Source organism: Arthrobacter sp. NPDC080086 (genome assembly GCF_040702285.1).
The window spans coordinates 1-22,424 of record NZ_JBFBKP010000030.1; the positions used below are offsets into that span (position 1 = coordinate 1).

The window sequence follows — 22,424 nt, forward strand, 5'->3', positions numbered from 1 at the left end:
CCCGAGCAACTGCGCTACAACCTGCCCACGCCGCCCCGCACCCCCACGCCGACCACTCGGGCCCTCCCCCCCGGCCCCCCGGCGCCACCACGGGCGCCGGCGGTCCGGCTCCGTTGCCGGGACCTCCGGCTCCGCCGCGGCACGACGCTCCCGCCACCTGGCCACCTCGACGTCGGCGTCGCGGGTCTTCGTAATCACCGGCGGACCGCCCTGCAACTGGCGCCGGGCCTCGATGACCCGGGCGTTGAAGTCGGCGATGATCTCCCGCACCTGGGATTCCGCCACCTGCTGGTCCAGCCGGTCGTCCAGCGCAGCATCCTCGGTCCGCAGCAGGATCGCCGCCGGACCCAGTCCGCTGAGGTCCTCACGCTGCAGCAGCCCCTTGACCCACCAGTCCGGGTCGTACACCTCGCCCAGGCCCGGAATCGGCTTGCCGGCGTACTTCAGATTGTCGAACTTCCCCTGCGCCATGGCGTCCCGGACCAGGTACTCGGCCCGGGCGGCGTCGTCCACCGCGGCGCGCTTCCGCCTCAGGTTCTCCTCGGCGGCGTCCAACTCGGCCTGTTCCTCGACCGAACTGCCGCTGATCCGGAGGGACCTCAGCTCGGCGGCCCGTTCCACCCGGCGCCGGAATGCCGGGTTCCCGCCGTCGACCATGATGCACCCCTTCCCGGGTCCGATGCCTTTCTCCCAGTATGACCAGCCGGGCCACGACGATGGAACCCCTGCATCTCGCAGGCGGAAACTTAGACCCTTCTTGTCCCTGTGAACAGGGCCTTGTGGCCCCCGATAACCGGCAGGTGGGGTCAAGTACACTCATGCAATGAGGCTTCTGTACATCACAGAAAGTGCGCCCAACCGCGACCCCGTATACGGGGATGGCAGCTCCATGATCCCGTACGAAATCCTGCGGAATCTGCCCGACGACGTCGACGTGACCCTGCTCAGCTTCGAGGGCCGGGTCGGGCTGCCGGAGGAGATCCGCGAGCGCTGCGCGGAGGTCCAGATGCTCACCCCCCGCCCGCGTGCGGCCGCCCTCATCCGCTCCCTGGGCGGCCTCAACGGTGCCGGCCGGCAGGAACGGGCGACGCGCGAGGCGACGGAGCTGACCGCCTCGCTCTCCGCCCGCGCCGACGCCACCCTCATCCACGGCCCACACGCCCTGTTCCTCTCCCGGTACGTCCACGGTCCCCTGGTGCTGCAGACCGTTGACCCCTGGTCCGTCCGGACGCAGATGGACACCGCCATCGCCGGCCGGCTGAAGGCCGCCTACCGGGCCCGGGAATTCCTGGCCCTGCGCGCCGAACGCCGGCTCCCCGCCCGGGCCCGCCTGCTCACCGTCGGAGCCAAGGACGCCGCCCGGTGGTCCGCCAGCCTGGGCCGCCCTGTCCGCAGCATCCCCAACGGCGCCGACCAGGCGGATCAGCCCGCCGCCCGGCGCGAGGACCCCGTGGTCTGCTTCGTCGGCAGCCTGAACTACGGCCCGAACATCGACAGCGCCCGGGTCCTGGTCCGGACCATCGCCCCGCTGGTTTGGGAAAGCGTCCCGCGGGCCACCTTTGTTCTCGCCGGGCGCCGGCCGGACCCCGCCGTCCTGGCCCTGGCCGGCCCGCGGGTGGAGGTCGCCGGCAACGTGCCGTCCGTCCTGGACGTCTACCGGGCCTCTGACGTGGCCGCCTTCCCGGACGAACACGGCGTCGGGATCCGCAACTCGGTGCGGGAGGCCCTGGCCGCCGGTGTGCCCGTCGTGGCAACGCCCGTGGCGGCCCGGGAGCAGGAAGCCCACCCGCTGCTGACCGTCGTCGGGGACCCGGAGGCTTTCGCCCGGCGGGTCGTGGAGGCGCTCACGAACCGCGGGAGCGGCGCGGGGACGGCAGGACCCGAGACCACGGCATCGGTCCGCTCCTGGCAGACCGCAACGCTGGAGTACCTGGCGGAACTGCACGCGGCCATCGGCTCCGCGGGGGCGGGGCTTCCGGCGCGGAGCAGCTCCGCATGACGCAGGCCCCGCCGGGGGAACTGGCCCGGACCGGCGTGCGCGGCGCGATGTGGCAGGGCCTGGCCTTCGCCGGCGGCCGCATCATCGTCCTGATCACCACCGTGGTCCTGGCCCGGCTGCTGTCCCCGCACGAATACGGCCTGGTGGCCCTGGCCCTGGTCCTGATGGGCTACGCGGAGACTATTGCCGACGCCGGCGTCGCCCAGGCCCTGGTATACCTCCCCCGCACCGGGATCATCGCCCGGTCCGCGCTCATGATCTCCGCGATCCTGGGCTCCCTGCTGGGGCTCACGGCCTTTCTCGCCGCGCCCCTCATCGCCGACCTGTTCCAGCTCCCTGACGTGGTCCCCCTGGTGCAGATCCTGGGCGTCTCCGTGCTGGCCACGTCGCTGGGCGCGGTCCCCGAGGCACTGCTGCGACGGGACCTGCACTTCAAGAAGCTCACCGCCGCCCCGGTCCTGAAGGCCGTCACCATGGGGACGGTGACCCTGTCCCTGGCGTTCACCGGCCACGGTGCCTGGTCGCTGGCGGTGGGCACCGCCGCCGGATCCGTGGCGTATGCGGCGACGTGCTGGTACCTGGTCGGGAGGCAGGCACCCTGGCAGATCTGGCGGATCAGCAAGGCCGCCCTGATGGCCAACGTCAAGTACGGCGCACCCGTGGCCGGCAGCAGCCTGCTCGCCCGGCTGATCTTCGACATCGACTACCTGATCATCGGAATCATCCTGGGCGCCCAGGCCCTCGGCTACTACACGCTGGCGTTCCGGCTTCCGGAAGTGGTGATCCTCAACGTCTTCTTCGTCCTCTCAACCGTCCTCTTCCCGCTCTACGCCCGCGTCCGCGGCGAACCCGAACGGCTCCGTGCCGGCTACCTGACCAGCGTGCGGATCCAGTCCCTCTACGGCGTCACCGCCGGGGTGGGCCTCTCCGTGGTGGCGCCGGTGCTGGTGCCGCTGGTGTTCGGCGACAAGTGGGACGAGGCCGTGCTGCCGCTGGTCTTCCTGGCCCTGTACGCCGCGGCCCGATCCCTCGGCGCGGGCGCCAATGATGTCTACAAGGCCTTGGGCCGGCCTGGGCTCTCGATCGTGGTGTCCCTGGTTCGCCTCCTGATCCTCCTGCCCGTCCTGCTGTTCTCCACGCGCTGGGGCATCGTGGGCGTGGCGGTGGCCCAGCTGGTGGTGGCCGTGGTGTTCGCGGTGGGAATGCAGGTGGTCGCGGCGAAGGTCATCCAGTTGCGGCCCCGGGCCCTGCTGGGCGCCATCGCCCCCGGCCTGGTGTGCGGCGCCGCGGTGGCCCTGACCGGGCTGGGAAACCTCCTGGCTCCGGAACTGGGGTCCGTGCCCTGCATGGTGCTGGTGGTCGTGGTGGCGGTCGGGGCGGTCTACGCGATCGTGAGGTTCGCCTACCGGCCGCTGCATGACGAGCTGCTGGGCATGGTCCGCCGCGCCTAGTAGGAGGACTTACCGGCTAGGGACCCGCTGAGGCGGTCCGGCGGGACCGCTATGTCGACCCGCCGTGATGATCCGGCGGCAGGCAGTGCTGCTAGGCCGGCCGCCGACCCGTGACGGTACCGGCCGGGATGGCGACCGGGAACAGCCGCAGCCCCAGTGCCACCCGCCCCGCGACGGCCTTCAGCAGGCCGAAGCGGACCCCCTGCCGGAGCGCCAGGGTACCGCGTACCGCCTCCGCGGAGTCGACCGGCACCAGCCGGGCCGGGCCGTCGAGGCCGGGGACGTTCCAGTGCACCGTGATGTCCTCGAAGTCGTGCTTGCGGAACGTCTGCTTCCAGCCCGCCACCGTGTGCGGTCCGCGCCCGGCGGCGGTGCGCCGGACCTGGGCGCAGACCCATCCCCCGGGTTCCACGTCCGCAGCCGCCCGTTCGAAGAGGAAGGCATCGGGTTCGCGCAGGAGCACGACGTCGAACCGTGGTCCGGGCGCCCCGGGCGCACCCGCACCCACCGGCCGGGCGTCCGGGTCCAGCAGCTGGAGTGCGCCCAGCAGCTCCGGTTCAATCGCTCCCCCATAGCCCAGGCGGCGGGGCTGCAACACGGGGGTCAGGAAGCGCCAGTCCAGCATCCGCCAGCGGTGCAGGGTCAGGCCAGGACGTCCGCCCGGATCCGCCTCCGGGGGCGGAAGCGTGCGGGACGAGATGCTGTTCCAGACCGTTTCGGTGGCCAGCCGGCGGACCAATTCACGGGACAGCCCGGCGTCGATCACGCGGGCGCCGGGCAGCCTAGTGGCCAGCTGCAGGTAGGACTTGCGCCAGTGCTCCAGCAGCTCCACCGTGTGCTCACCCTTTCGGGCGAACATCACCTCGCCCGGGGCATCGAGGACCAGCAGCACGTCGGGCGCCGGTCCCAGTTTCACGGCCAGCGTGTTGGTCAGGCCCGCACTGGTGTGGCCGCCCCCGACCTGCGGCAGGAGCGCGTCGTACGCCACCCGGTCCATCAGCACCACCCGGCCTCGGAGGCTGTGGTAGCGCGCCTTGGTGCCGCCCTTGAGCACCCGGAACATCTTCTTGGCAGTCCGTCCGCCGGGCAGCCGCTCGAGCCACCGGTCCCACGGGCCGGCGCCCCAGAGCCCCATGTAGACGTAGGACGTGGGGATGGGAAAATCGGCGCGGAGCCCGTGCAGGAGCGTGGTTTTGCCGGCACCGTCCGGCGCCATGACGCCCACCACCGGGCCGGGGCCGGGGAGCCGCGGGGTCATCAGCCGGAGGGTCCGGTGCCCCAGCCAGCGCCCGCGGCTGGCCAGCGGCTGGGTCCGGGTCCAGGCACGCCGCCACCGTCCGGCGAGATCGCGGACGCCGTCGAAGTTCCCCGCGTTGACGGCGTCGAGCAGGGCGGATGCCGCCCCGTCGCCGCCGCGCCGGTCCACGTACTCCGCGACGGGTCCGGCGGTTGAGGCGACGGCGGCAGATGCCAGCGCCGCGGCCCGGCGGTCAGCAGCTATCCCGCCCTTGTCCAGGACCAGATGCAGCAAATGCAGCCAGGCCTTGTCGGCCGGTTCGGGGAGCCACAGGCCATCCTGCCGGACGCGGCGGTCCAGGCAGCCGGCCGCCAGCGGCGTGCTCCACTGCTGGAAACGGCCGAAGGACACCTCGGACACGACGTCGAGTTTGAGCCAGAATTCGTCGGCGTCCATGTAGCCGAAGTAGAACCGGTGGCTGCCGTGCCCGGTCGCGTGCACGCGGCACAGTCCGATCCGTGCCATCAGCCCGTCCAGCTGCGGCAGCATCCGCGGATCCACCAGCAGGTCCACGTCGCCGTCCGGGCAGGCCAGGTCGTCCTCGCCACGCAGCAGCACCCACGGCAGGCCGGTGTCCTCGAGGGCGCGAAACGCTTCAAGCACGGTGGGGTGGGCGGCCGGGAGGCGAGTCTGGGGGTGGATGCTCACGGCGCGCACCCGCCGTCGTCCGTCGAGTGTGCCATGTCCGCGAGACCTCCTAGACCGGATCCGGCCAGTCCCGCGGACTCCCGCCCACGGCCGCAAGGACGGCCGCTGTCAGCCCGGGGACAATCAGCCCGCAGGGGGCTGGCACGGCGTTGCCGCCGCCGGAAAATGTGTTTCCAGCCTAGGAGCGGCCGCCCCGCCTGTCACGAGTAGCGGCACGGGGATGCCGGCGCCCGGGTACTTGGCCGCTACCCGTAAACGCGAACCCGGCCCGGCGCCGGAAGGTCAGAGCCGCGGCAGGACGTCCTCGCGGACCTGCTTGCGGAGGATCTTGCCGAGCATGGACCGGGGCAGGTCGGGGACCGCCACCACCCGGCGCGGAACCTTGTAGCCGGCCAGGTGCTCGCGGCAGTGGGCGCGCAGCGCCTCCTCGTCCAGGGCGGTGCCGGGTTCGAGTTCAACGGCGGCCACCACCATCTCGCCGCCGCGTTCCAGCGGCTTGCCCACCACCGCGGCGTCGCGGACGTCCGGGTGCAGGCGCAGCACGGCCTCCACCTCGGTGGGTGAGACGTTGAAGCCGCCGGTGATGATCAGTTCCTTGGCCCGGTCCACCACGGTGGTGAAACCGTCGGCATCGACGGTCACCACGTCGCCGGTCCGGAGCCAGCCGTCCGCCGTCAGGGTTTTGGCGGTTTCCTCGGGGTTGTTCCAGTAGCCCTGGAAGACCTGCGGGCCCTTGATCAACAGCTCCCCGGGCTGGCCCTGCGGGACCTCCACGGAGGGATCGTCGACGTCGACCACTTTCATCAGCGTGGACGGGAACGGCACGCCGATGGTCCCGGTGCGGCGGGTGGGGTGGAAGGGGTTGCCGAGCGCCACCGGGGAGGACTCGGTCATCCCGTAGCCCTCAACCAGCAGGCCGCCGGAGACCGATTCCCAGAGTTCCACCACGTGGTCTGGCAAGTTCATGGCCCCGGAGATGCAGTACTTGCAGGATCGCAGGGAGATGCCCTTCTCCTTCGCCGCCATGGCGGTGCGCTCGTAGATTGGCGGAACGGCGCAGTAGACGGTGGCGGGCGACTTCTTCATGGCGGCCAGGATCAGGTCCGGGTCGAACTTGGGGAAGAGCACCAGCAGGCCCTGCTTGCGGATCCCGTAGGTCAGGTAGAGCGTCATGCCGAAGGCGTGGAACATCGGCAGGATCGCGTAAAAGATCTCCTTGCGGTATTCCGCGCCGGCCATCCAGGCCTCACCCTGCAGCGCGTTGGCGTAGAGGTTGAAGTGCGTCAGCATGGCGCCCTTGGGCCGGCCGGTGGTGCCGGAGGTGTACTGGATCGCGGCGAGGTCCGTGACCGCCGGGCGGGGGTGCGAGGGGTCGATCCGGCCGTGGCCCAGTAGCTCCTTCCACGGCGTTGTGCCGGGGGCCGGCGCGGTGAGCGATTCCCGGGTCTGGCGGAGCTTCTTCACCGGCAAGGAGAGGGCCAGCCGTTTGACGGCCGGGAACGCCTCGAGGAGGTTCACCGACACGACGTGGTCGATTTCGATGTCGGCCGGGAACTCGCGGACGGCGGCGGCGGCCTTGTCCCAGGCGATCACCACGCGTGCCTGGTGGTCCTCGAATTGGTGGCGCAGCTCGCGGGAGGTGTACAGCGGGTTGTGTTCGACGACGACGGCGCCCAGGCGGAGGACCGCGTAGAACGCGACGACGTGCTGGGGGCAGTTGGGCAGGATCAGGGCCACCCGGTCGCCGGCGCGCACGCCCAGGCGGCGCAGCCCCTCGGCTGCCCGGTCCACCTGCTCGCCGAGCTCGGTGTAGCTGGTCCGCCGGCCGAAGAACTCCATGGCGGGGGCGGTACCGGCCTCGCTCACGGACCGTTCGAACATGGACACGAGCGACTCCGTGGGCAGCTCGATGTCGGCCGGGACGCCCGGCTGGTAGTTCTTCAGCCAGGGCCGGGAGTCCGTGTTGTGCATGGTCACATCTTGCCGTGAACTGTCAGCGGACAGGTAATTTCCCGGGTCAGGGGCCAGGTCCGGGGGCGGTTAGTTGTCCGCGCCGGGTCAGAGCACCCCGGCGGTGGCGGCGTGCCGCCACAGCCAAAAATCCCGGTCCCCGAAGACCGCCCGCCGCACCTCGGCCGGGCCGCGCGGCGCGTGTCCGGCAGGTGCGGACACGGGTCCCGCGCCGGCGTCGACGGCGTGCGCAGGCTGGTCGGCGGCGGCGCCGGGCTGGGCCGCCTGCACTTCCGGTCCCCCCGGTACCGCCCCGCCGCGTCCGGCCTCAGCACCCTGGGCCTGTCCCACTGGCTCTGCCGATTCCGCGGCGAGCCTAAAGGCGAGGGTGGAGGCGGACCGTGCCCAGGTGGCCAGCACCAGTGCGGGCAGCAGCGCGGGGTCAATCCCGCGGCGGACCAGGTGCTGGCGCAGGGGCTCGCGCGCCCAGCCGTCCCGGCCGAAGGCGGTGTCGAAGGCCGCCAGCTGGGCCGGCCGTTCGAACGCCTGCTCGGCGGACTCGCTGAGGTACTGCAGGTAGAACGTCAGGTCGTGTCCGGGCAGCCCGTAGGCGGACGCCCGCTCCCAATCCATCACCTGGAGCCGCCCGGCCGGACCGATCAGCAGGTTGGGGTGGCTGAGGTCGGCGTGTTCGAACACGGACGGCAGTTGCGCCGAACGTAGCGGCTCCAACGCCTCGTGGGTCCGGCCGACCAGGTCCGCGAGTTCGTCCTCGCCGGGTAGCAGCAGCTCCATCGCCTGCAGGGGCCGCTGCACGGTGCGCTCGTACCAACCCTCGTTTCCCGCTGCGGGCCGGGTGCAGGGCAGCGAATCGATGAAGTCCACGCCGAGGGCGACGGCTACCGGCAGGTCCGCGGCCACCCGGTCGGGGTCCAGGGCCGGGCCGGTCAGCGGGGTTTCGACCAGGACGGTGTGTCCGGACAGATCCAGGGCGGCGACGACACGGGGCACACCCTCGACCTGATCCCCGCCGAGGACTCCGAGTTGCCAGAGCATGTCCGCCTCCCGGAGCACCCCCTCGTTGTCACCGGGGCAGCGCGGCACCTTCACCACGAGCGAGGGCTGCCGCGCGCCGGGGGCGAAGATGAGGGCGACGACGTGCCGGGAGGTGGTGAACTGCGGGGTGATGAAGACCGTGGTCCAGTCCCGGCCCAGGCCGAGGCCGGCGAGGTCCCATTCGTCGTAGTGGTCCCGAAGGACGGCGTCGATGAAGCTTCCGCCGGCGGCAGGGACCGGGAACGGCGTCGTGGCCTTACGGGGCGTACGCATACTGCACCACCCAGTCCACCTCGATGTGGCCGGAGACCGACGGCGCCGGCGTTCCGGCGTCGGCCCCGTCCTTTGTCTCGGCCTGCAGCGTCCACCTCATGCCGGTGTTGGGAACGCCGTCCGGCATTGTTGTTTCCCCCACGAGTTCACCGTCCCAAAACCACTTGACCTTGCCTGGAGTCCATTCCGTCGTCGCCACGTGCCACCCGGTTCCGTCCGTGGCGGAGGTGTTCCGGGTGGTGGGGTCGAAGCGGTCCGGACCTTTCAGCGGGGAATCCTTGATGGCGGATACCCCGTAAAACGGGCCGTTGAGTTCCCCCTCCGGCCAGTCGATCTCCCCGTCCAGCCAGTTGTCGCTGGTGGGCCACAGCAGGAAGGCGATCTTGTACCCGGGCATCGTGTCGGCCCGGAACCGGATGGAGTAGCGGCCGTAGCGCTGCCCGTCGTACCCGAAGGGCACCACGCTGGCCACCCTGGGCTTCCCCCCGGAGCTGTGGAGGAAGAAGTCCAGCTTTCCGTCCTTGACCGACAGGACCTTGTCCGGGGTGTAGACCCCCTGGCCCGATGTGTCGGGCAGGTCGTGGTAGCCCCGCATGTCCGGTCCGTACACGTCGCCGACCGCGCCCATCGGTGCCGCCCGGGTGAAGTCCTGCGTCCCCGTCTGCTTCCAGCCGGGGAGGTCCCCCACCGGCATGGCCGTTGCCGGGGGCGACGGTTTGAGCAGCATGGCGATGGTCATGGTGATCCCTGCGGCGAGCAGGACGACGATCACCCTGATCAACACCATGCCGCTCCTCGTCACGCTAGCCGGTCTTGGCGAGTTCGTAGATCCGGACTGCGCCGTTCTCGAACACCCGCTGGACGTTGGAGGATCCGGCCAGTTGCCGCTCCAGGGTGGGGAGCGTGCCAGGATCGAAGAGATTATCCTTGGCGGCCTGCGCGATCTGCGAGTCGGAGAAGACCACGAAGATCCGGTCCGGCTTGAAGTTGCGGTCCGCATACCGGGCTACGTCCACCGAGGTCAGGCCGTGGCCGGAGGACTGGATGAACTTGGTCAGCGAAGCCGTCCGTCCCGCATCCAGGTAGCTGGGGTAGTTCGGGCCCACCAGCAGCGGGAAGAAGGCGTTCGTTTCCATCACCGCGTCCTTGGGGTTGACCGTCGAGTCCAGCCACTGGGCCGCGGCGACGTCTTCCTTGGGGACGCGGAACTTGGCCTCGTTCTGGAAGTAGGTGATGGTGAACAGGAGGGCCATGGCGGTCAGCGCTGCGGTGGTACCGATGGCCGCCCGGCGGGTCCGCAGAGGACCGGCCCAGAAGAGCCACGCGGCGCCGACGGCCAGCCAGGGAAGGGCGAACAGGTAGACCCGGAACTTCGCCTCGCCGCCGTAGGACTGGATCAGCAGCCAGAACAGCGGCGCGACGGCCAGCCAGGCCACCATGATCGTCTGCCGGACGTTGCCGCGCAGCAGGTTGCGAACGAAACCGCCCACGCCCAGCACGCCGATGAGGATTGACAAGGCCTCCGGCGCCCGGCCCAGCAGGCCGGTGGGCCCGCCGTCCGGCGGTTCGTAGCTGGCGTTCTTCAGGAAGTCGAAGCCGAAGAGTCCGTACTTGCCGGCCACGAAGTCGAGGTTGGGCAGCAGGTACAGGACGGCAAGTACCGCCAGGACCGGGCCCGCCCACCGCGGCCGGAAGTAGCCGAAGACGAACAGCGGCAACAGCGCCAGGCTCGCCAGGTAGGGAGTGAGCTGGTGACTGGCCACCGAGACCGCCTGGAGGACCAGCAGGACAATCACCGCCGGCAGCACCAGGGTCTGGGCAAAGGGCCGGGGCTGCGCCTCATCCTGTGCCGTAGCCGCCCGTTCGGCCCGGCGGCGGCTCAGCTTCTCCTCCCAGGCGACGGCGAAGCGTGCGGGGGTACCGCGCAGGAAGGTCAGGGCGATCAGGCACATCGTCAGGTACAGCGTGTAGGAGAACGCCTGCGGGGAGTAGTAGTTCTGGTTGACCCAGTTGGTCAGCGCAAACACCAGGGCCGCCGTCCACTGGATCCTGCGGTTGCTGGACAGGGCCCGGACAATCGCCAGAACCAGCGCCACACCCAGCACCGCGAAGCTGAACTCTGCCAGCGAGGCGTAGCCGATGGCGTCCGGGTAACCCACCGCGTCACCCAGGAAGGCGCTGGCGGAGAAGAACCCGGGCCAGCGGTTGTAGATATCGATCGAGGCGTCCACCTGGCCGGAGGCCCCGATGTAGTCGGTAACCGCGATGTGCTTGTACGTCCACGGGAGCCGGGGAACGCTGACCACCATGGCCGCCGATGCGTAGAGCATTGCCACGAGGCCGGTAAAGGAGACCGCGAGGAAGGGGGTGGATGCCATTTCCCGGGCCGCAACCGCCCAGATGCAAAGCCCGGCTACGGCGGCGACGGCCACGAACCAGATCGGCGGGAACGTCGAGAGCAGGCCGGCGTCGCCCTTCAGTCCCTCGCCGGTAACGGACAGGGCCACGCCCCAGAGGACCAGGGCCGCAGCCAGCACGGCCCACGGGATGTGGCTGGCGGGGCTGCTGTTCCGCAGGCCCTCCAGGCTGAGGAGCCGCCGCAATTGCAGCGGCTCCCGGTCCGTGGCCGGGGCGGGCAGGACGATCACCAGGACGGAGGAAGCGATCAGCACCGCGGCCGCGACGGGCCGCGGCTGCCACAGGTGGGTCCACACCATCGCCAGCGACAGGATGGTGTAGACGGCGGCGCTGAGTACCAGGGTGCCGATGGCCCGCGCGAGCGGATCAACGCCGGTGAGGCGCCGTACCACCACCCACCCCGGAAGGATCAGGCAGCCGAGCAGCGTCACCGGGGCCAGCGCGGGTCCTCCCAGCCCGAGCAGGATCAGTGCTGCCAGGACGACTCCGGCAATGGCCAGGCCGACATCCAGGGGGCGCTCCGTACGGAGCCTGTTCACCGACGAGAGGGGCGCCCTGGGCGCCGGCTTCTCGTTTTCCATAATGAGACTCATGAACTTGACTTCCTCGCTTGTTGAAAAAGTGGCGAGGGGAAAACGGTGTTCCATGGTGACGCCGAATTCCCCTCAAAACTGTGCGTCGTGTGCTGCGTTGCGGCTGCCTACGCGGCTCGTCGGCGCCGGCAGGAGCGGCGCTGCAGCAGGTAGTTGAACGGGCCGCGGGCCACCGAGACGAGCTCGGTGCGCAGCGCCTTTGCCATCACCGGGTTCCTCGGGACGTCGTCGGCCGTCTCGCCGTCGGCATGCGCGCGGGTGTTGCGCAGGAAGTAGACGGCGCCGCGGGGAGCCCGGACCAGCGCCATCCGCGCGGTCCGGGGGTTGAGCATGATCTTGGTCAGCCATGCTCCCAGGCCGTTGCCGTAGCCCCGGGCCTGGACGATCAGGTCGTCGAGTTCGGCGCGGTGCCGATGCCAGACGACGGCGGAGGGCTGGACCACCAGCGACCGCCCGGACAGGATGACCCGGGTGAACATGTCCAGGTCCTCGCCCCCGCCGGTCCGAGTGCCTACCCCCAGGGCAGGATCGAAGGCGCCGAGCGACAGGGCCGTCCGGCGGTCGAGGGCGAAGTTCGCTCCCGTCCCATAGGCCCCCACGCAGAACGGGAAGACCGGCATGTCCGCCGGCGGGTCGGCCAGGGAGTAGACCTTGGGCGCCACGGCCTTGGACCAGCTCACTCGCCCCTCGAAGTATCCCTGCGCCAGCGAGCGCAGCTCGCCCGCCGGGACCAGCCCGGTGACACAGGCGACGTCGGGGGCCTGCTCGAAGCCGGCGGCGATCCCCCTCAGCCACCCCGGGTCCACCACGACGTCGTCGTCGGTGTAGGCGACGATGTCGCCGCGCGCGTGACGGAGTCCGGCGTTGCGTGCGTTGGAAAGTCCGGGGCGCCGCTCGGAGATGAGGACCAGCCGCGCGTCGGAGAACTCGGTCCGGACCAGGTCACGGGTGGCGCTGGTCCGGGCGGCGTTGTCCACGACGATGACGTCGAAGTCCGGGTAATCGAGGCGGAGGATGGCGTGCAGTGCCTTCCGGAGCAGCTCCGGCCGGTCCCGCGTGCAGACGACGACACTGATCGGCGGCGTGGTGGTGGAAACCGACGCCGGGACCCGCGGGAGGGCGGCGGCTGCCTCCTCGAGCCGGGTCCGGGAAAGCGTTCCGTCGGCCGTTTCCAGGTCGACGAAGCCGCGGACGGCGGCACCTTCCCTGACCAGCAGACGCGCCCGCCGGTAACCGTGCGCGTCCTGCAGCCGCAGTTCGCTGCACCCGCCCAGGGATCCCAGGTCCACGGCTCCGACCCAGAGGGCACCGGCCCAGTCGGGGGCCGCTTCGGCCCCCATGGCCGGGGCCAGCTCGAGGACCGCGCCCGCCGGTTCTGGCCGGCGCGGCGCGGCGACGTCGATCACGTGGCTTCCCGCCAGGGCTGCTGGGCCGCAGGAGCGGCGGCAGCCAGGGGGGAGCCCTCACCGGTGCCAAGCCTGCGGCCGCTGACGTAGCCGGCGGCGGTCACGCCCAGCACCGCCACATAGGCGCCGGCTCGTTGCAGGCCCTGCGGGTCCTTGCCGCGGCCCCAGTCCGACAGGGCCCCGACGAACGCCCGGGGCAGGACGCTGCGGACATACCGCCGTTCCGGCCCCAGGGCCCGCTTGTGGCCCACGACCTTGCTGACCTGGGCCTTGGAGAGGCCCTCGGACCAGGCGCGCTCGAGCATGTACCGGAACGTGCCCCGCTGGACCGGAACGTGGTGCCGGACCACGGCAGCAGGTTCGTAGACGACCCGCGAACCGGGGGATCCGATGGCCGCACGGATGCAGATCTCGGTTTCCTCGCAGCCCAGCGGTTTGGTTGCCTGCCGGCCAAGGCTGACGTTGAAGCCGCCCACGTGCTGGAGGATCTCGCGACGGAAGGACATGTTGGCACCCACCACGTTGCGGACCTCGGAGGCCACTGTGGGCAGGCCGCGGTGGCTGCAGCCGACGATCCAGTCCAGCTCGGGACCGAAGTGGCCGGGCCGGCCGCCTTCCCAGACGGGTTCGACGCGACCGCCGACGGCCAGCACATCCGAGTCGTCGTAGAGGGCCGTGAGGCGCTCCAGCCACGTCGGCTCGGCCTCGGCGTCGTCGTCCAGGAAGGCGACGATGTCGGAGGTCACGAGCGCGGCGCCGGTGTTCCGGGCCCCGGAGAGTCCCTTTGGACCGGTGCTCTCGACGAGGGTCACGTCCTGGACGGTCGCCACGAGCCGCTTGTACAGGTCCACGTTGTGGTCAACGACCACGATCACCTGTTCGGGCCGGAGGGTCTGGGCATGGACGGAATCGATCACGCGCATCAGCAGGTCCCAGCGCTGCTCGGTATAGGAGCAGATCACCACCGAAACCGACGGACGGAAGTTGGCGTTGAGCATCTCAAGCCCCTTCCGCCACCGTGAGCACGCTGCGCGGGTCCGTGGGAGTGCGGGCGAAGCGGACGTCCGGGTAGGTGTACTTCACCCGGCGCAGCGCCTCGGGCCGGGCGCCGGCGGAGGGCGCCTCCCAGCTGGTGCATTCCTTGGCCAGGGTGCGCAGTACGCGCCAGCCGTCGCGGAAGGTCTGCAGGTTCGAAACCCCGGAGATGCGGTCCAGCTCGAAGCTGGGCACCTCAGCGATCCGCAGGCCGGCGCGGGCCGCCCGGACGATCAGCTCGGTCTCGATTTCGAAGCCGTCCGATTCGAGCTGCAGTACCTCCAGGCATTCGCGCCGCAGGGCGATGTAGCCGTAGCAGAGGTCCGAGTAGTTGCTGCGGAGGACCGTGTTGGCGAGGCCGGTGAGCACCCGGTTGCCGGTGTTGCGCAGCCAGGTCAGGTCCTCCGAGCCTCCGCCGGTGACGTACCGGGAGCCCTTGACGAAGTCGTAGTCGTGCTGGAGCGGAGAGACGAACCAGCCGATCTCCTGCGGATCCATGCTGCCGTCGGCGTCGAGCATCACGATGATGTCCCCTGAGGCGGCGGCGAAGCCGGCCCGGACCGCGATGCCCTTGCCCTTACGCGGCTCCTTGACCACAACGACGTCGACCCGCAGGGCGCGGGCGACGTCGACTGTGTGGTCCCGCGAGCGTCCGTCGACGATCACGACCTCATCCACGTACGACGGCATGCGCCGCAGCACCCAGGGCAGATTCATTTCCTCATTGAGGGTTGGAATTACCACACTGACGGTTGCCCGGAGCGCAGAACTATCGGTTGTTGAGACAGATCTTGGGGCCAAATTTTGAACTGACAAAAGCCTCACCACTTCATGAATTTAGACGCCCGGGAATTACCCCCAGCGATTGAGAACCTATCGGACAAATTCGGAGAGAATTTCACAAACCTGTACCGACCCATATCCCAGCTTTGCCACTGGGCTGCGGCCATATCCGAAGCCTAAAGTTCACCTAAAGTTGTGTCACGAGTGGCTGTTACTTGGGCCTTTGTACTCATATCCGCAGTAGCAAAGGACCCCTACTTGGGTCCCCGGACCCGGCTACTCGGACCGCAGGGCAGGTTCCGCGATGGACTACTCAGCCGCCGGGAGCCCGCCGCCAGGCTGCGGTAAACAGCGGAATACCGGGCAAGAAGCCGCCCTGTCGTCCCATTTCCGCGGAACCCTTCCCGCCCGGGCAGCAACTCCATCGGCAGCCGGCCGGCACCCGCGGTCCGGGCGGACCACTCCCTTCCAGGACCGCCGGCCTGCGTACGCCGCACCGGATGCCGCACCCGGCATTCCTGGTTGAAGCGCTCAATTACCGCTTTCACGAGAGACAACGCTTGGTCGCCGGAATTAGTTTACAAAGAATTAGCAAAAGGATCTATCCAGCCGGCGGCCCGGTGGCTACCATGGCCTCATTCAACACCGGACAATTGCGCCCGCATGAGGGCCCGCGTCCAAAACCCTCCCGCGCCAATGATTGTCGCGGCATGAAAGAAAATGGTCCCGATGATGAAACGAATATCGCACTGGCTTAGCCGGTCCCTGGTGGTGGCCCTGGCCGTCGCCGGCGGCATGTTGGGGGTCGCCGGAAGCGCATCGGCTGCGGACAGCTACGGAACTCCCAGCATCAGCTTTAGCGGCGTCAGCAACCCTCCCACCTCGGACAAGCCCCAGAGCAAGCTGTGGTGGAATGACGGCTCCTGGTGGGCAGACATGTGGACCTCCGGCAGCGGCTGGCACATCTTCCGGCTGGACGTCCCCACCAACAAGTGGGTAGACACGGGGCTGCTCAACGACAGCCGGGCGAACACCCTGGCTGACGTGCTGTGGGACGGCGGCAAGCTCTACATCGCCTCGCACGTGGTGACCGTCTCCACGGACTCCACGCCGAAGCCCTCCCTCTCCGGGCAGCCGGCCAAGCTCTACCGCTACAGCTACTCGGGCGGCACGTACACCCTGGACGCCGGATTCCCCACCACCATCACCAACCAGAGCAGTGAGTCGATGACGATCGATAAGGACACCACCGGCGCCATCTGGGCGACCTGGACGCAGGTGACCGGCGACTCGACCAACGGCTACAAGAGCACGGTCTACGTCAACAATTCGGCGCCCGGCGGGACCAGTTGGAACACCCCGTTTGTCATCCCGGTTGCCAATCCCACAGCCGCGGCGGACGACATCTCCGCGATCGTGGCGTTCGGCAGTAACAAGATCGGCGTGATGTGGAGTGACCAGCTCACGGACAGCGTGCACTGGGCCATCCGCACCGACGGCACCAATCCGACCGCCACATCGTCATGGCGCTTCCAGGACGCCATCAAGGGCAAGGGCCAGGCGGACGACCACCTGAACATCAAGACCCTGCAGGCGGACAACAGCGGCCGTGTCTTTGCGGCCGTCAAGACCAGCCTGAACGACACCTCCACGGATAAGACCCTGCCGCAGTTGCTGCTGCTGGTCTTCAAGCCGGCCACCGGGTCCTTCAGCCAGTCCACCATCGCCTCCGTCGGCGACTGCGTGTCGCGGCCGCAGATCCTGCTGGATACCCAGAACAACGTGGTGCACGCCTTCCACACCGCCCCGGGCAGCACCGTGACCGGATGCGCGTACTCGGGCGTCGCCGGCGCCATCTACGAGAAGACCGCCCCGATGGACAACCCGGTCTTCGGTTCGGGCCGCGGCACCCCGGTAATTCAGGACGGCGCATCATTCAACATGAACGACGTCACCACCACGAAGCAAAGCGTGAACAGCACCAGCGGCATGGCGATCATGGCCAGCAACATGGTCACCAAAACCTACTGGTTCGCCTACCGCGGCCTGGGAAGCACCCCGCCGCCGGCCCCGAAACCGGTGGCATCCTTCACGGCGACGCCGACGTCGGGCACCGCACCGCTGAACGTTGCCTTCACCGACACCTCCTCCGGCTCCCCGACCTCGTGGGCGTGGGACTTCGGTGACGGAACTTCGGCGACCACCCAGAACCCCTCCCACACCTACGCGGCGGGAACGTTCACGGCCAAGCTGACCGCCACCAACAGCGCCGGGTCCTCGACCTCCAGCGCCGTGATCACGGTCGGCTCCGCTCCACCGCCACCGCCCCCGCCGCCGACGTCGTCGGGCATCACGGTGGGCGCCTCGTCCACGGCGGTCGCCACCACGGCCAGCTCCACGGTCAGCCTGGCCAAGCCCTCCGGGGTGGCAGCCGGTGACGTCCTGGTCGCCGCCATCACCGCAGACCTCGGCCCGTCCGTGACCGCACCCGCGGGCTGGACGCCGATCGTCAACGGGCTGGGCATCAACAGCTCCGCCAGCAGCGGGGCCAAGGTCTTCAGCTACTACCACGTGGTGGGATCCGCGGACCCGGCCAGCTACAGCTGGACACTGAGCACAGCCGTCAAATGGGGGGCCGGGGTGACCGCCTACCGCGGCGTCAACACCACGACGCCGCTGGACAGCTCGGTCGCAACCGCGGTCAACACCACGTACTCGGCCACCAGCATCACAGCCCCGAGCATTACCACCGCCAGCAACGGGGCCATGCTGATCGGCGGGGTCGGCTTTGACAGCTCCAGCCCCGGCGCCACCCCGCCGGGCGGCTGGACCGAACGCTGGGAATCCAGCGGCGGTCAGATCGGTGAACTCGCCGATGCGCCGCAGGCCACCGCCGGGGCCTCCGGCACCGCCACCTGGACGTTCAGCACGGCCAAGGCCGTGGGCGTCTGGCGCACCGCGCTGAAGCCGGCCTAGCCGCAGCAGCACCAAGTAATCCAAACAGGGCGATGCCCCGGCCGGATCCGGCCGGGGCATTCTCCTGCGTGGCGCCGGTTCCCCGCATCAGAGGGCGGACCAGCCGCCGTCCGAGGCGAGCACCGCGCCGTTGATGTTGGTGCCGTCGTCGCTGAGGAGGAAGGTGATGGAGGCCGCCAGCTGCGCCGCCGAGGCGGGAGTCGGAATGTTCGCCCCCATCAGCGGGCCCAGCCGCTCGACCGCCAGTTGCGAACCCCATTCGGCGACAATGTTGGTGATGGTCGCACCGGGGGCAACCGTGTTGAAGCGCAGCCCCTTGGGCCCGTACATCACGGCCGAGTTCTTGGTCAGCCCGATGACGGCGTGCTTGGAGGCGGTGTACGCCGCGCCGGCGGCGGAGCCGCGCAGGCCCGCTTCCGAGGAGACGTTGACGACCGAGCCCGTCCCCGCCTCCAGCATCAGCGGCAGGACCGCCCGGGTCAGCCGCATCATTCCTGTGACGTTGATCCGGAGCACGCGGTCCCAGACCGCGTCGTCCACCTCGTGGATCGGGGCGAAGTTGTCCATGACGCCTGCGACGTTCGCGAGGGCGTCGACGCGGCCGCCGGCGGCGGCGACGACGGCGGCGACGGTCTCCTCGGCCGAGATGTCCCCCGAGACGGGCACGATCTCCAGCTCACCGTGCCCGGCCACCAACTCATCGAGGCGCTCCGCGCTCACGTCAGCGGCAACCACCCGGCCGCCCTCCCTCGCGACCCGGAGGGCCGTGGCCAGCCCGATGCCCGAACCAGCCCCGGTGACGATGACGGTCCTCCCCGCGAACCGGCCGGGGGTGATGTTTTCCTGCCATGCAGCTTCGTTGCCCATGATGTCCTTCCAGACGCAGCAGTCCTTGACAGCGCCAGCTTAGGGCAGCGGACAGCCGGGGAACATGGGTCACGGTTTGACGGAAGTGCCGGATGTTGTTCACAGTGATTCTGTGCTCTTGAACGTCGAACCAAGCGCTCCGGGCACGTCCGCCCCCGGCGCCCTCCCGCGGGGCCGGCAGGCAGCCGCCCTGGCCGCCTTCCTGGCCGTCTCCTTTGTGGTGTCGTTTGTGGGGTCCCTGCCCATCCGGGCCAACGCCGACGGCTGGTACGCCACCGCCCTGACGGCCCCGTGGACGCCGTCTGCGCTGGTCTTCGGTTCCGTCTGGCTGTTGCTCTACGCGGGCATGGCGGTCGCCGCCTGGCTGGTCTGGCGGCAGCGGCTTTTCCCGCGCCGGCCGGCCTTCCTGGCCTACGGCGGCCTGCTGGTGCTGAACCTGGCGTGGCCCCTGATGTTCTTCGGCATGTATCCGCTGCTGGGGTCGGCCGCACTGTGGCTGGCCCTGGGGCTGATCGCGGCGCACGCTGCCCTGGCCGCCGCCACGGTATTCCGCTTCGGCCCGATTAGCACCGCGGCCGGACTCCTGATGCTCCCGTACCTGTCCTGGCTGGTCTTCTCGGCCAGCCTGAACCTGTACGCCGCCCTCAACAACTGAGGGCGGCGGCCCGGCTCAGGCGGACTGGTTCAGGGGCGCGTCGCTCAGGCGCGCGCAGGTTCGACAAGGAGCGCGTCGACCTGGCCGAGGGCGCCCTTCATGCCTTCCTCCATGCCCATGGCGACGATCTTTTCCATCTGTTCCTGGGTTTCGAAGGTTGAGACCACGCTCATCCGGGTGCGGCCGCCCAGGTCTTCGAAGGTGACCACGCCGTGGATAGTGCCCATCTCCGCGACCGGCTCGCCGTCGTCGTCGGCGAAACCGTCATCGAACACCAGGCGGTGCGGGGCCTCCAGGGAGACGAAGCGCCACCACCCGCGGGCCTTCTCCCCCGCGGGTCCGGTCATGTAATAGCTCGCCTCCCCGCCGGGGACGAAGTCATGCTTTTCGAAGGTCGCCGGCCAGGTGGGCGGACCCCACCAGCGCTCGAGCTGCCGCGGATCCTCCCAGATCTGCCAGACGCGCTCGACTCCGGCGTCGAACTCCGCGATCACGGTGAGGCTGAGCGCCCCGGGATCCTGGGCTGAACTAATGACGGTCATGGTGTCCCCTTCCCTGCAATTGATGGTGCTGTTTAGTCCCCCGTGGAGTCACTCCCCGGCGCGGGCGGCGTGCCTTCCGCGAGGAGGTCCGCGATCCGGTCCGAGCGTTGCCTCCAGATGTTTTCGTAGTCGTCCAGAAGGCGCCGGACCCGTTGCAGTCCGTCGTGGTTGGCCCGCACGATCTGCTCCCGTCCGCGTTTTTCCTTGGTCACCAGGGTGGCGCGCTCCAGGACGGCAACGTGCTTTTGGACGGCGGCGAAGCTCATCGCGTAACGCTCGGCGAGGCCGGAGACCGAAGACTCCGACGCCGTCACCCGCCGCACGATGTCCCGCCGGGTGGCGTCGGCAAGGGCCTGGAACACCCGGTCCGCCGCCTCTTCACCCAACTGATCTGCAACCATTTGGTTGTAGAATAGGCCGCTTCCTGATGACCGTCAAGGGTTTCTGTCAGCCCAGGAAAGTCCGATGGACGTCGCTGCCGTAGCGGCGGATGATGTCCCGGCGGGCGGCCTGGAACGCTTCGAGGTCGCCGCCGTGCCCGTGCTGGGCCACGCGGCGCCGGGCGAGTTCGTCCGCGATGACGTCAAGGAACAGTTCGGCCAGCAGCAGCCGGGCCGAGTCACGGAACCGGCCCCGGCCGTCGACGTAGAGCCGCACAGTGGGGGCAGCCGTGTTGATGATGACCTTGCGCTCCGCGGCGCTGTACACCGCCCGGTCCGCGCCGTCGGGCAGGCTGCGGAACTCGTAACCGGTGAAAAGGTCCATGCCGTGGTCCCGGTTGGGCCGCTGCCGGCCCCGGGAGTCAGCCGGCGTGGCCACGGCCCCGGCGTGCGCCGGCTGGTCACCGGCGTGCCGGGACGCCTGCTCGGCGATGACGATCTCGCAGGTGGCCCAGTGATCCCCGGCCCTCGCGGTGAGGGTGCCCCGATCCCCCGCCCGGTCCCCGGTGACCGTCCAGACCAGCCGCCCCGGTTCATCGCTTCCCAGGGTGTCCGGCCCCTCGAGGTGGATGGAGGGCGGCAGCTCGGGCTCGACGGCAAGACCCGTGGCAGGGACGTCCGCACCGGGCGGCAGCAGCGCGGGGTCGAGCAGCAGTCCCACGTGGAACGCATGCCCCGGCGGGCGGTAGTAGAACGGCGTCGTGAACCGCAGCGCCGGGCCCGCGCCGGGTGCGTCGGCGCCCCGGGTGGCGGGAGAGGCCCCTGGGGCAGGGACGCCGGCGGCGGCCTGTCCGGTGCCGGGCGTCAAGGAAGGAACCTCGGGCTCCGTCTGCAGGCCGAGGTCGACGACGGCGGCGCGGTTCATGTGCCGCAGCAGCTCCTCGATCATCTCCGCGGTCCGGCCCGAGGTGGTGGCCCGCTCCAAATGTGAGAGCTTCTCCCGCTCAGCCAGTACGGCGGGGGCCAGCGCCGCGCTGACGGCCCGCGAGAAGGCCTCCACGAAGGGATCCCGGGCGTTGAGGCCTTCCCGCTCGTCGCTGATGACCGCGCGGCCGTGGCCCAGCATGTCGGTCAGGGCATCGCAGCGGACCTCCCCGAAGAGGTACTCCGTGCCCACTTGGTTCTCGAAGTCGAACAGCTGGCAGTCCAGGACGGCCTGGCCGGAGAGCACCACCAGCCCGTTGGTCCTCTCGTCGCCGCGGCTGATGAGCTCGGTCCCGGAGGCCCGCTTCACGGTCAGGGTGAACGGGTAGTCGTGGCCCTCGAAGGGCACGCTTCCCGTCTGCCCGGGTCCGATGATGACCTCGGCCGCGGGCTCGGTGAACACGACGGGCTCGGGGCTGTCCGCGCCGGAGCCGGGGTGGCCCGCGGACAACTCCACCGTGCGCCGGCCCAGCACCGCCCGCAGGTAGAAGTTGTTGGCCAGCGACTGACGCAGGGTGTGGTGCTGGCTGATCACCACGCGGGGGTTTTCGACGACGATCGTCACCCGGGTGCCGTGCCCCGCCGTCGGCCCGTCCGTCATCAGCCCCAGCCGCGCATAGTCCGCGGGGAGGGCCGGGCGGCTCCCGCCGCCGTCGTCGTACAGGTACCCGCCGTTGCCGCCGCGGAAGATGTCGATCCGGGTGAAGCGCCCGTCCTGGACGGTTTCCAGCCAGCCGTGGCCCAGCCCGAAGACTGCCTGTTTCAGGCCCCGGCCGAAGTAGCCGCGGCCGTTGCCCTCGCCGCGGGCCAGCGGGCTGTGCGCCCCGCCGTAGCTGAGGATGCTGCGGGCCTGCCCGAAGCTCATGCCCTCCGCCTGGTCGGAGACCGTAAGCACGGCGCCGGTAAGGTGCCGTTCGTAGCTGACCCGGATCCGGCCCGGGACCGCTGCGCCGGTGCGCTCCATCCGGGCGTAGCTTTCGTCGCTGTTGGTGATGAGTTCCACCAGCGCCTTCTCCACCGAGGCGAAGCGCCGCGAATCGATCCCGATCACGCGCTGGTCAACCTGTATTTCGGCGACGCCCATGGCACTCCCTCGCTTGGCGGCCCGCCG

Annotated in this window: 18 protein-coding genes; 5 read left to right on the forward strand and 13 right to left on the reverse strand. The window is 69.9% G+C overall.

Annotated features, from left to right (window positions below; all coding sequences use genetic code 11):
- Window positions 1–657: DUF1992 domain-containing protein (locus tag AB0305_RS11905; protein ID WP_366173022.1), on the reverse strand; the 657-nt coding region annotated here is incomplete at its 3' end.
- Window positions 658–823: 166 nt separating this feature from the next.
- Here AB0305_RS11905 and AB0305_RS11910 point away from each other — a divergent pair.
- Window positions 824–1,999, forward strand: coding sequence for a glycosyltransferase (locus AB0305_RS11910; protein ID WP_364133999.1), 1,176 nt, complete (start codon window positions 824–826; stop codon window positions 1,997–1,999).
- Window positions 1,996–3,450 (forward strand): lipopolysaccharide biosynthesis protein, encoded by a 1,455-nt coding sequence (locus tag AB0305_RS11915; RefSeq protein ID WP_364134002.1) that lies wholly within the window; start codon window positions 1,996–1,998, stop codon window positions 3,448–3,450. Before AB0305_RS11910 ends, AB0305_RS11915 begins: the two co-directional genes overlap by 4 nt.
- Window positions 3,451–3,541: 91 nt before the next feature.
- Here the strand turns inward: AB0305_RS11915 and AB0305_RS11920 are convergent, their stop codons facing one another.
- From AB0305_RS11920 to AB0305_RS11955, 8 genes are all read right to left on the reverse strand, one after another.
- A complete protein-coding gene (locus AB0305_RS11920) occupies window positions 3,542–5,395 on the reverse strand; it encodes a hypothetical protein (RefSeq protein WP_364134005.1) in 1,854 nt (617 codons plus the stop codon).
- A 282-nt stretch (window positions 5,396–5,677) separates the two neighbouring features.
- On the reverse strand, window positions 5,678–7,366 hold the full coding sequence (locus AB0305_RS11925; protein WP_364134008.1) for a long-chain-fatty-acid--CoA ligase: 1,689 nt from the start codon (window positions 7,364–7,366) through the stop codon (window positions 5,678–5,680).
- An 87-nt stretch (window positions 7,367–7,453) separates the two neighbouring features.
- On the reverse strand, window positions 7,454–8,674 hold the full coding sequence (locus tag AB0305_RS11930; RefSeq protein WP_364134011.1) for an aminoglycoside phosphotransferase family protein: 1,221 nt from the start codon (window positions 8,672–8,674) through the stop codon (window positions 7,454–7,456).
- Entirely contained in the window at window positions 8,658–9,461 is an 804-nt protein-coding gene (locus AB0305_RS11935; RefSeq protein WP_364134014.1) for a glycoside hydrolase family 16 protein, read from the reverse strand. The genes AB0305_RS11930 and AB0305_RS11935 overlap by 17 nt, the downstream gene beginning before the upstream one ends.
- Before the next feature lie 16 nt (window positions 9,462–9,477).
- The gene (locus tag AB0305_RS11940) at window positions 9,478–11,685 is read right to left on the reverse strand and encodes a hypothetical protein (protein WP_364134017.1); all 2,208 of its coding nucleotides are present in this window, start codon (window positions 11,683–11,685) and stop codon (window positions 9,478–9,480) included.
- Between the two features lie 107 nt (window positions 11,686–11,792).
- The gene (locus AB0305_RS11945; protein WP_364134020.1) at window positions 11,793–13,091 is read right to left on the reverse strand and encodes a glycosyltransferase; all 1,299 of its coding nucleotides are present in this window, start codon (window positions 13,089–13,091) and stop codon (window positions 11,793–11,795) included.
- Window positions 13,088–14,089 carry a glycosyltransferase family 2 protein gene (locus tag AB0305_RS11950; protein WP_364134023.1) on the reverse strand — a complete coding sequence of 334 codons (1,002 nt, stop codon included), beginning with the start codon at window positions 14,087–14,089 and terminating at the stop codon, window positions 13,088–13,090. Before AB0305_RS11950 ends, AB0305_RS11945 begins: the two co-directional genes overlap by 4 nt.
- 1 nt (window position 14,090) lies before the next feature.
- Window positions 14,091–14,954 (reverse strand): glycosyltransferase family 2 protein, encoded by an 864-nt coding sequence (locus AB0305_RS11955; RefSeq protein WP_364134026.1) that lies wholly within the window; start codon window positions 14,952–14,954, stop codon window positions 14,091–14,093.
- Window positions 14,955–15,409: 455 nt separating this feature from the next.
- Between AB0305_RS11955 and AB0305_RS11960 the strand changes: the two genes are divergently transcribed.
- Together AB0305_RS11960 and AB0305_RS11965 are read left to right on the forward strand one after the other, a co-directional pair.
- Complete coding sequence (locus AB0305_RS11960; protein WP_366173026.1) at window positions 15,410–15,667, forward strand: hypothetical protein; 258 nt, start codon at window positions 15,410–15,412, stop codon at window positions 15,665–15,667.
- The gene (locus AB0305_RS11965) at window positions 15,639–17,885 is read left to right on the forward strand and encodes a PKD domain-containing protein (RefSeq protein ID WP_364134029.1); all 2,247 of its coding nucleotides are present in this window, start codon (window positions 15,639–15,641) and stop codon (window positions 17,883–17,885) included. The genes AB0305_RS11960 and AB0305_RS11965 overlap by 29 nt, the downstream gene beginning before the upstream one ends.
- A gap of 87 nt (window positions 17,886–17,972) precedes the next feature.
- Here AB0305_RS11965 and AB0305_RS11970 read toward each other — a convergent pair whose 3' ends face one another.
- Window positions 17,973–18,752: an SDR family NAD(P)-dependent oxidoreductase gene (locus AB0305_RS11970; RefSeq protein WP_364134032.1), complete on the reverse strand. Its 780-nt coding sequence runs from the start codon at window positions 18,750–18,752 to the stop codon at window positions 17,973–17,975.
- 118 nt (window positions 18,753–18,870) lie between these two features.
- On the opposite strand from AB0305_RS11970, the gene AB0305_RS11975 reads away from it, so the two are divergent.
- A complete protein-coding gene (locus AB0305_RS11975; RefSeq protein WP_364134035.1) occupies window positions 18,871–19,407 on the forward strand; it encodes a TspO/MBR family protein in 537 nt (178 codons plus the stop codon).
- 44 nt (window positions 19,408–19,451) lie between these two features.
- On the opposite strand, the gene AB0305_RS11980 is transcribed toward AB0305_RS11975, so the two are convergent.
- Genes AB0305_RS11980 through AB0305_RS11990 form a run of 3 tightly spaced genes read right to left on the reverse strand, consistent with a single transcriptional unit; the run spans window position 19,452 to window position 22,397 of the window.
- Entirely contained in the window at window positions 19,452–19,949 is a 498-nt protein-coding gene (locus AB0305_RS11980; protein WP_364134038.1) for an SRPBCC domain-containing protein, read from the reverse strand.
- Between the two features lie 32 nt (window positions 19,950–19,981).
- Complete coding sequence (locus AB0305_RS11985; protein ID WP_364134041.1) at window positions 19,982–20,350, reverse strand: metalloregulator ArsR/SmtB family transcription factor; 369 nt, start codon at window positions 20,348–20,350, stop codon at window positions 19,982–19,984.
- A gap of 46 nt (window positions 20,351–20,396) precedes the next feature.
- A complete protein-coding gene (locus tag AB0305_RS11990) occupies window positions 20,397–22,397 on the reverse strand; it encodes an ATP-binding protein (RefSeq protein WP_364134044.1) in 2,001 nt (666 codons plus the stop codon).
- Window positions 22,398–22,424 lie beyond the last annotated feature (27 nt).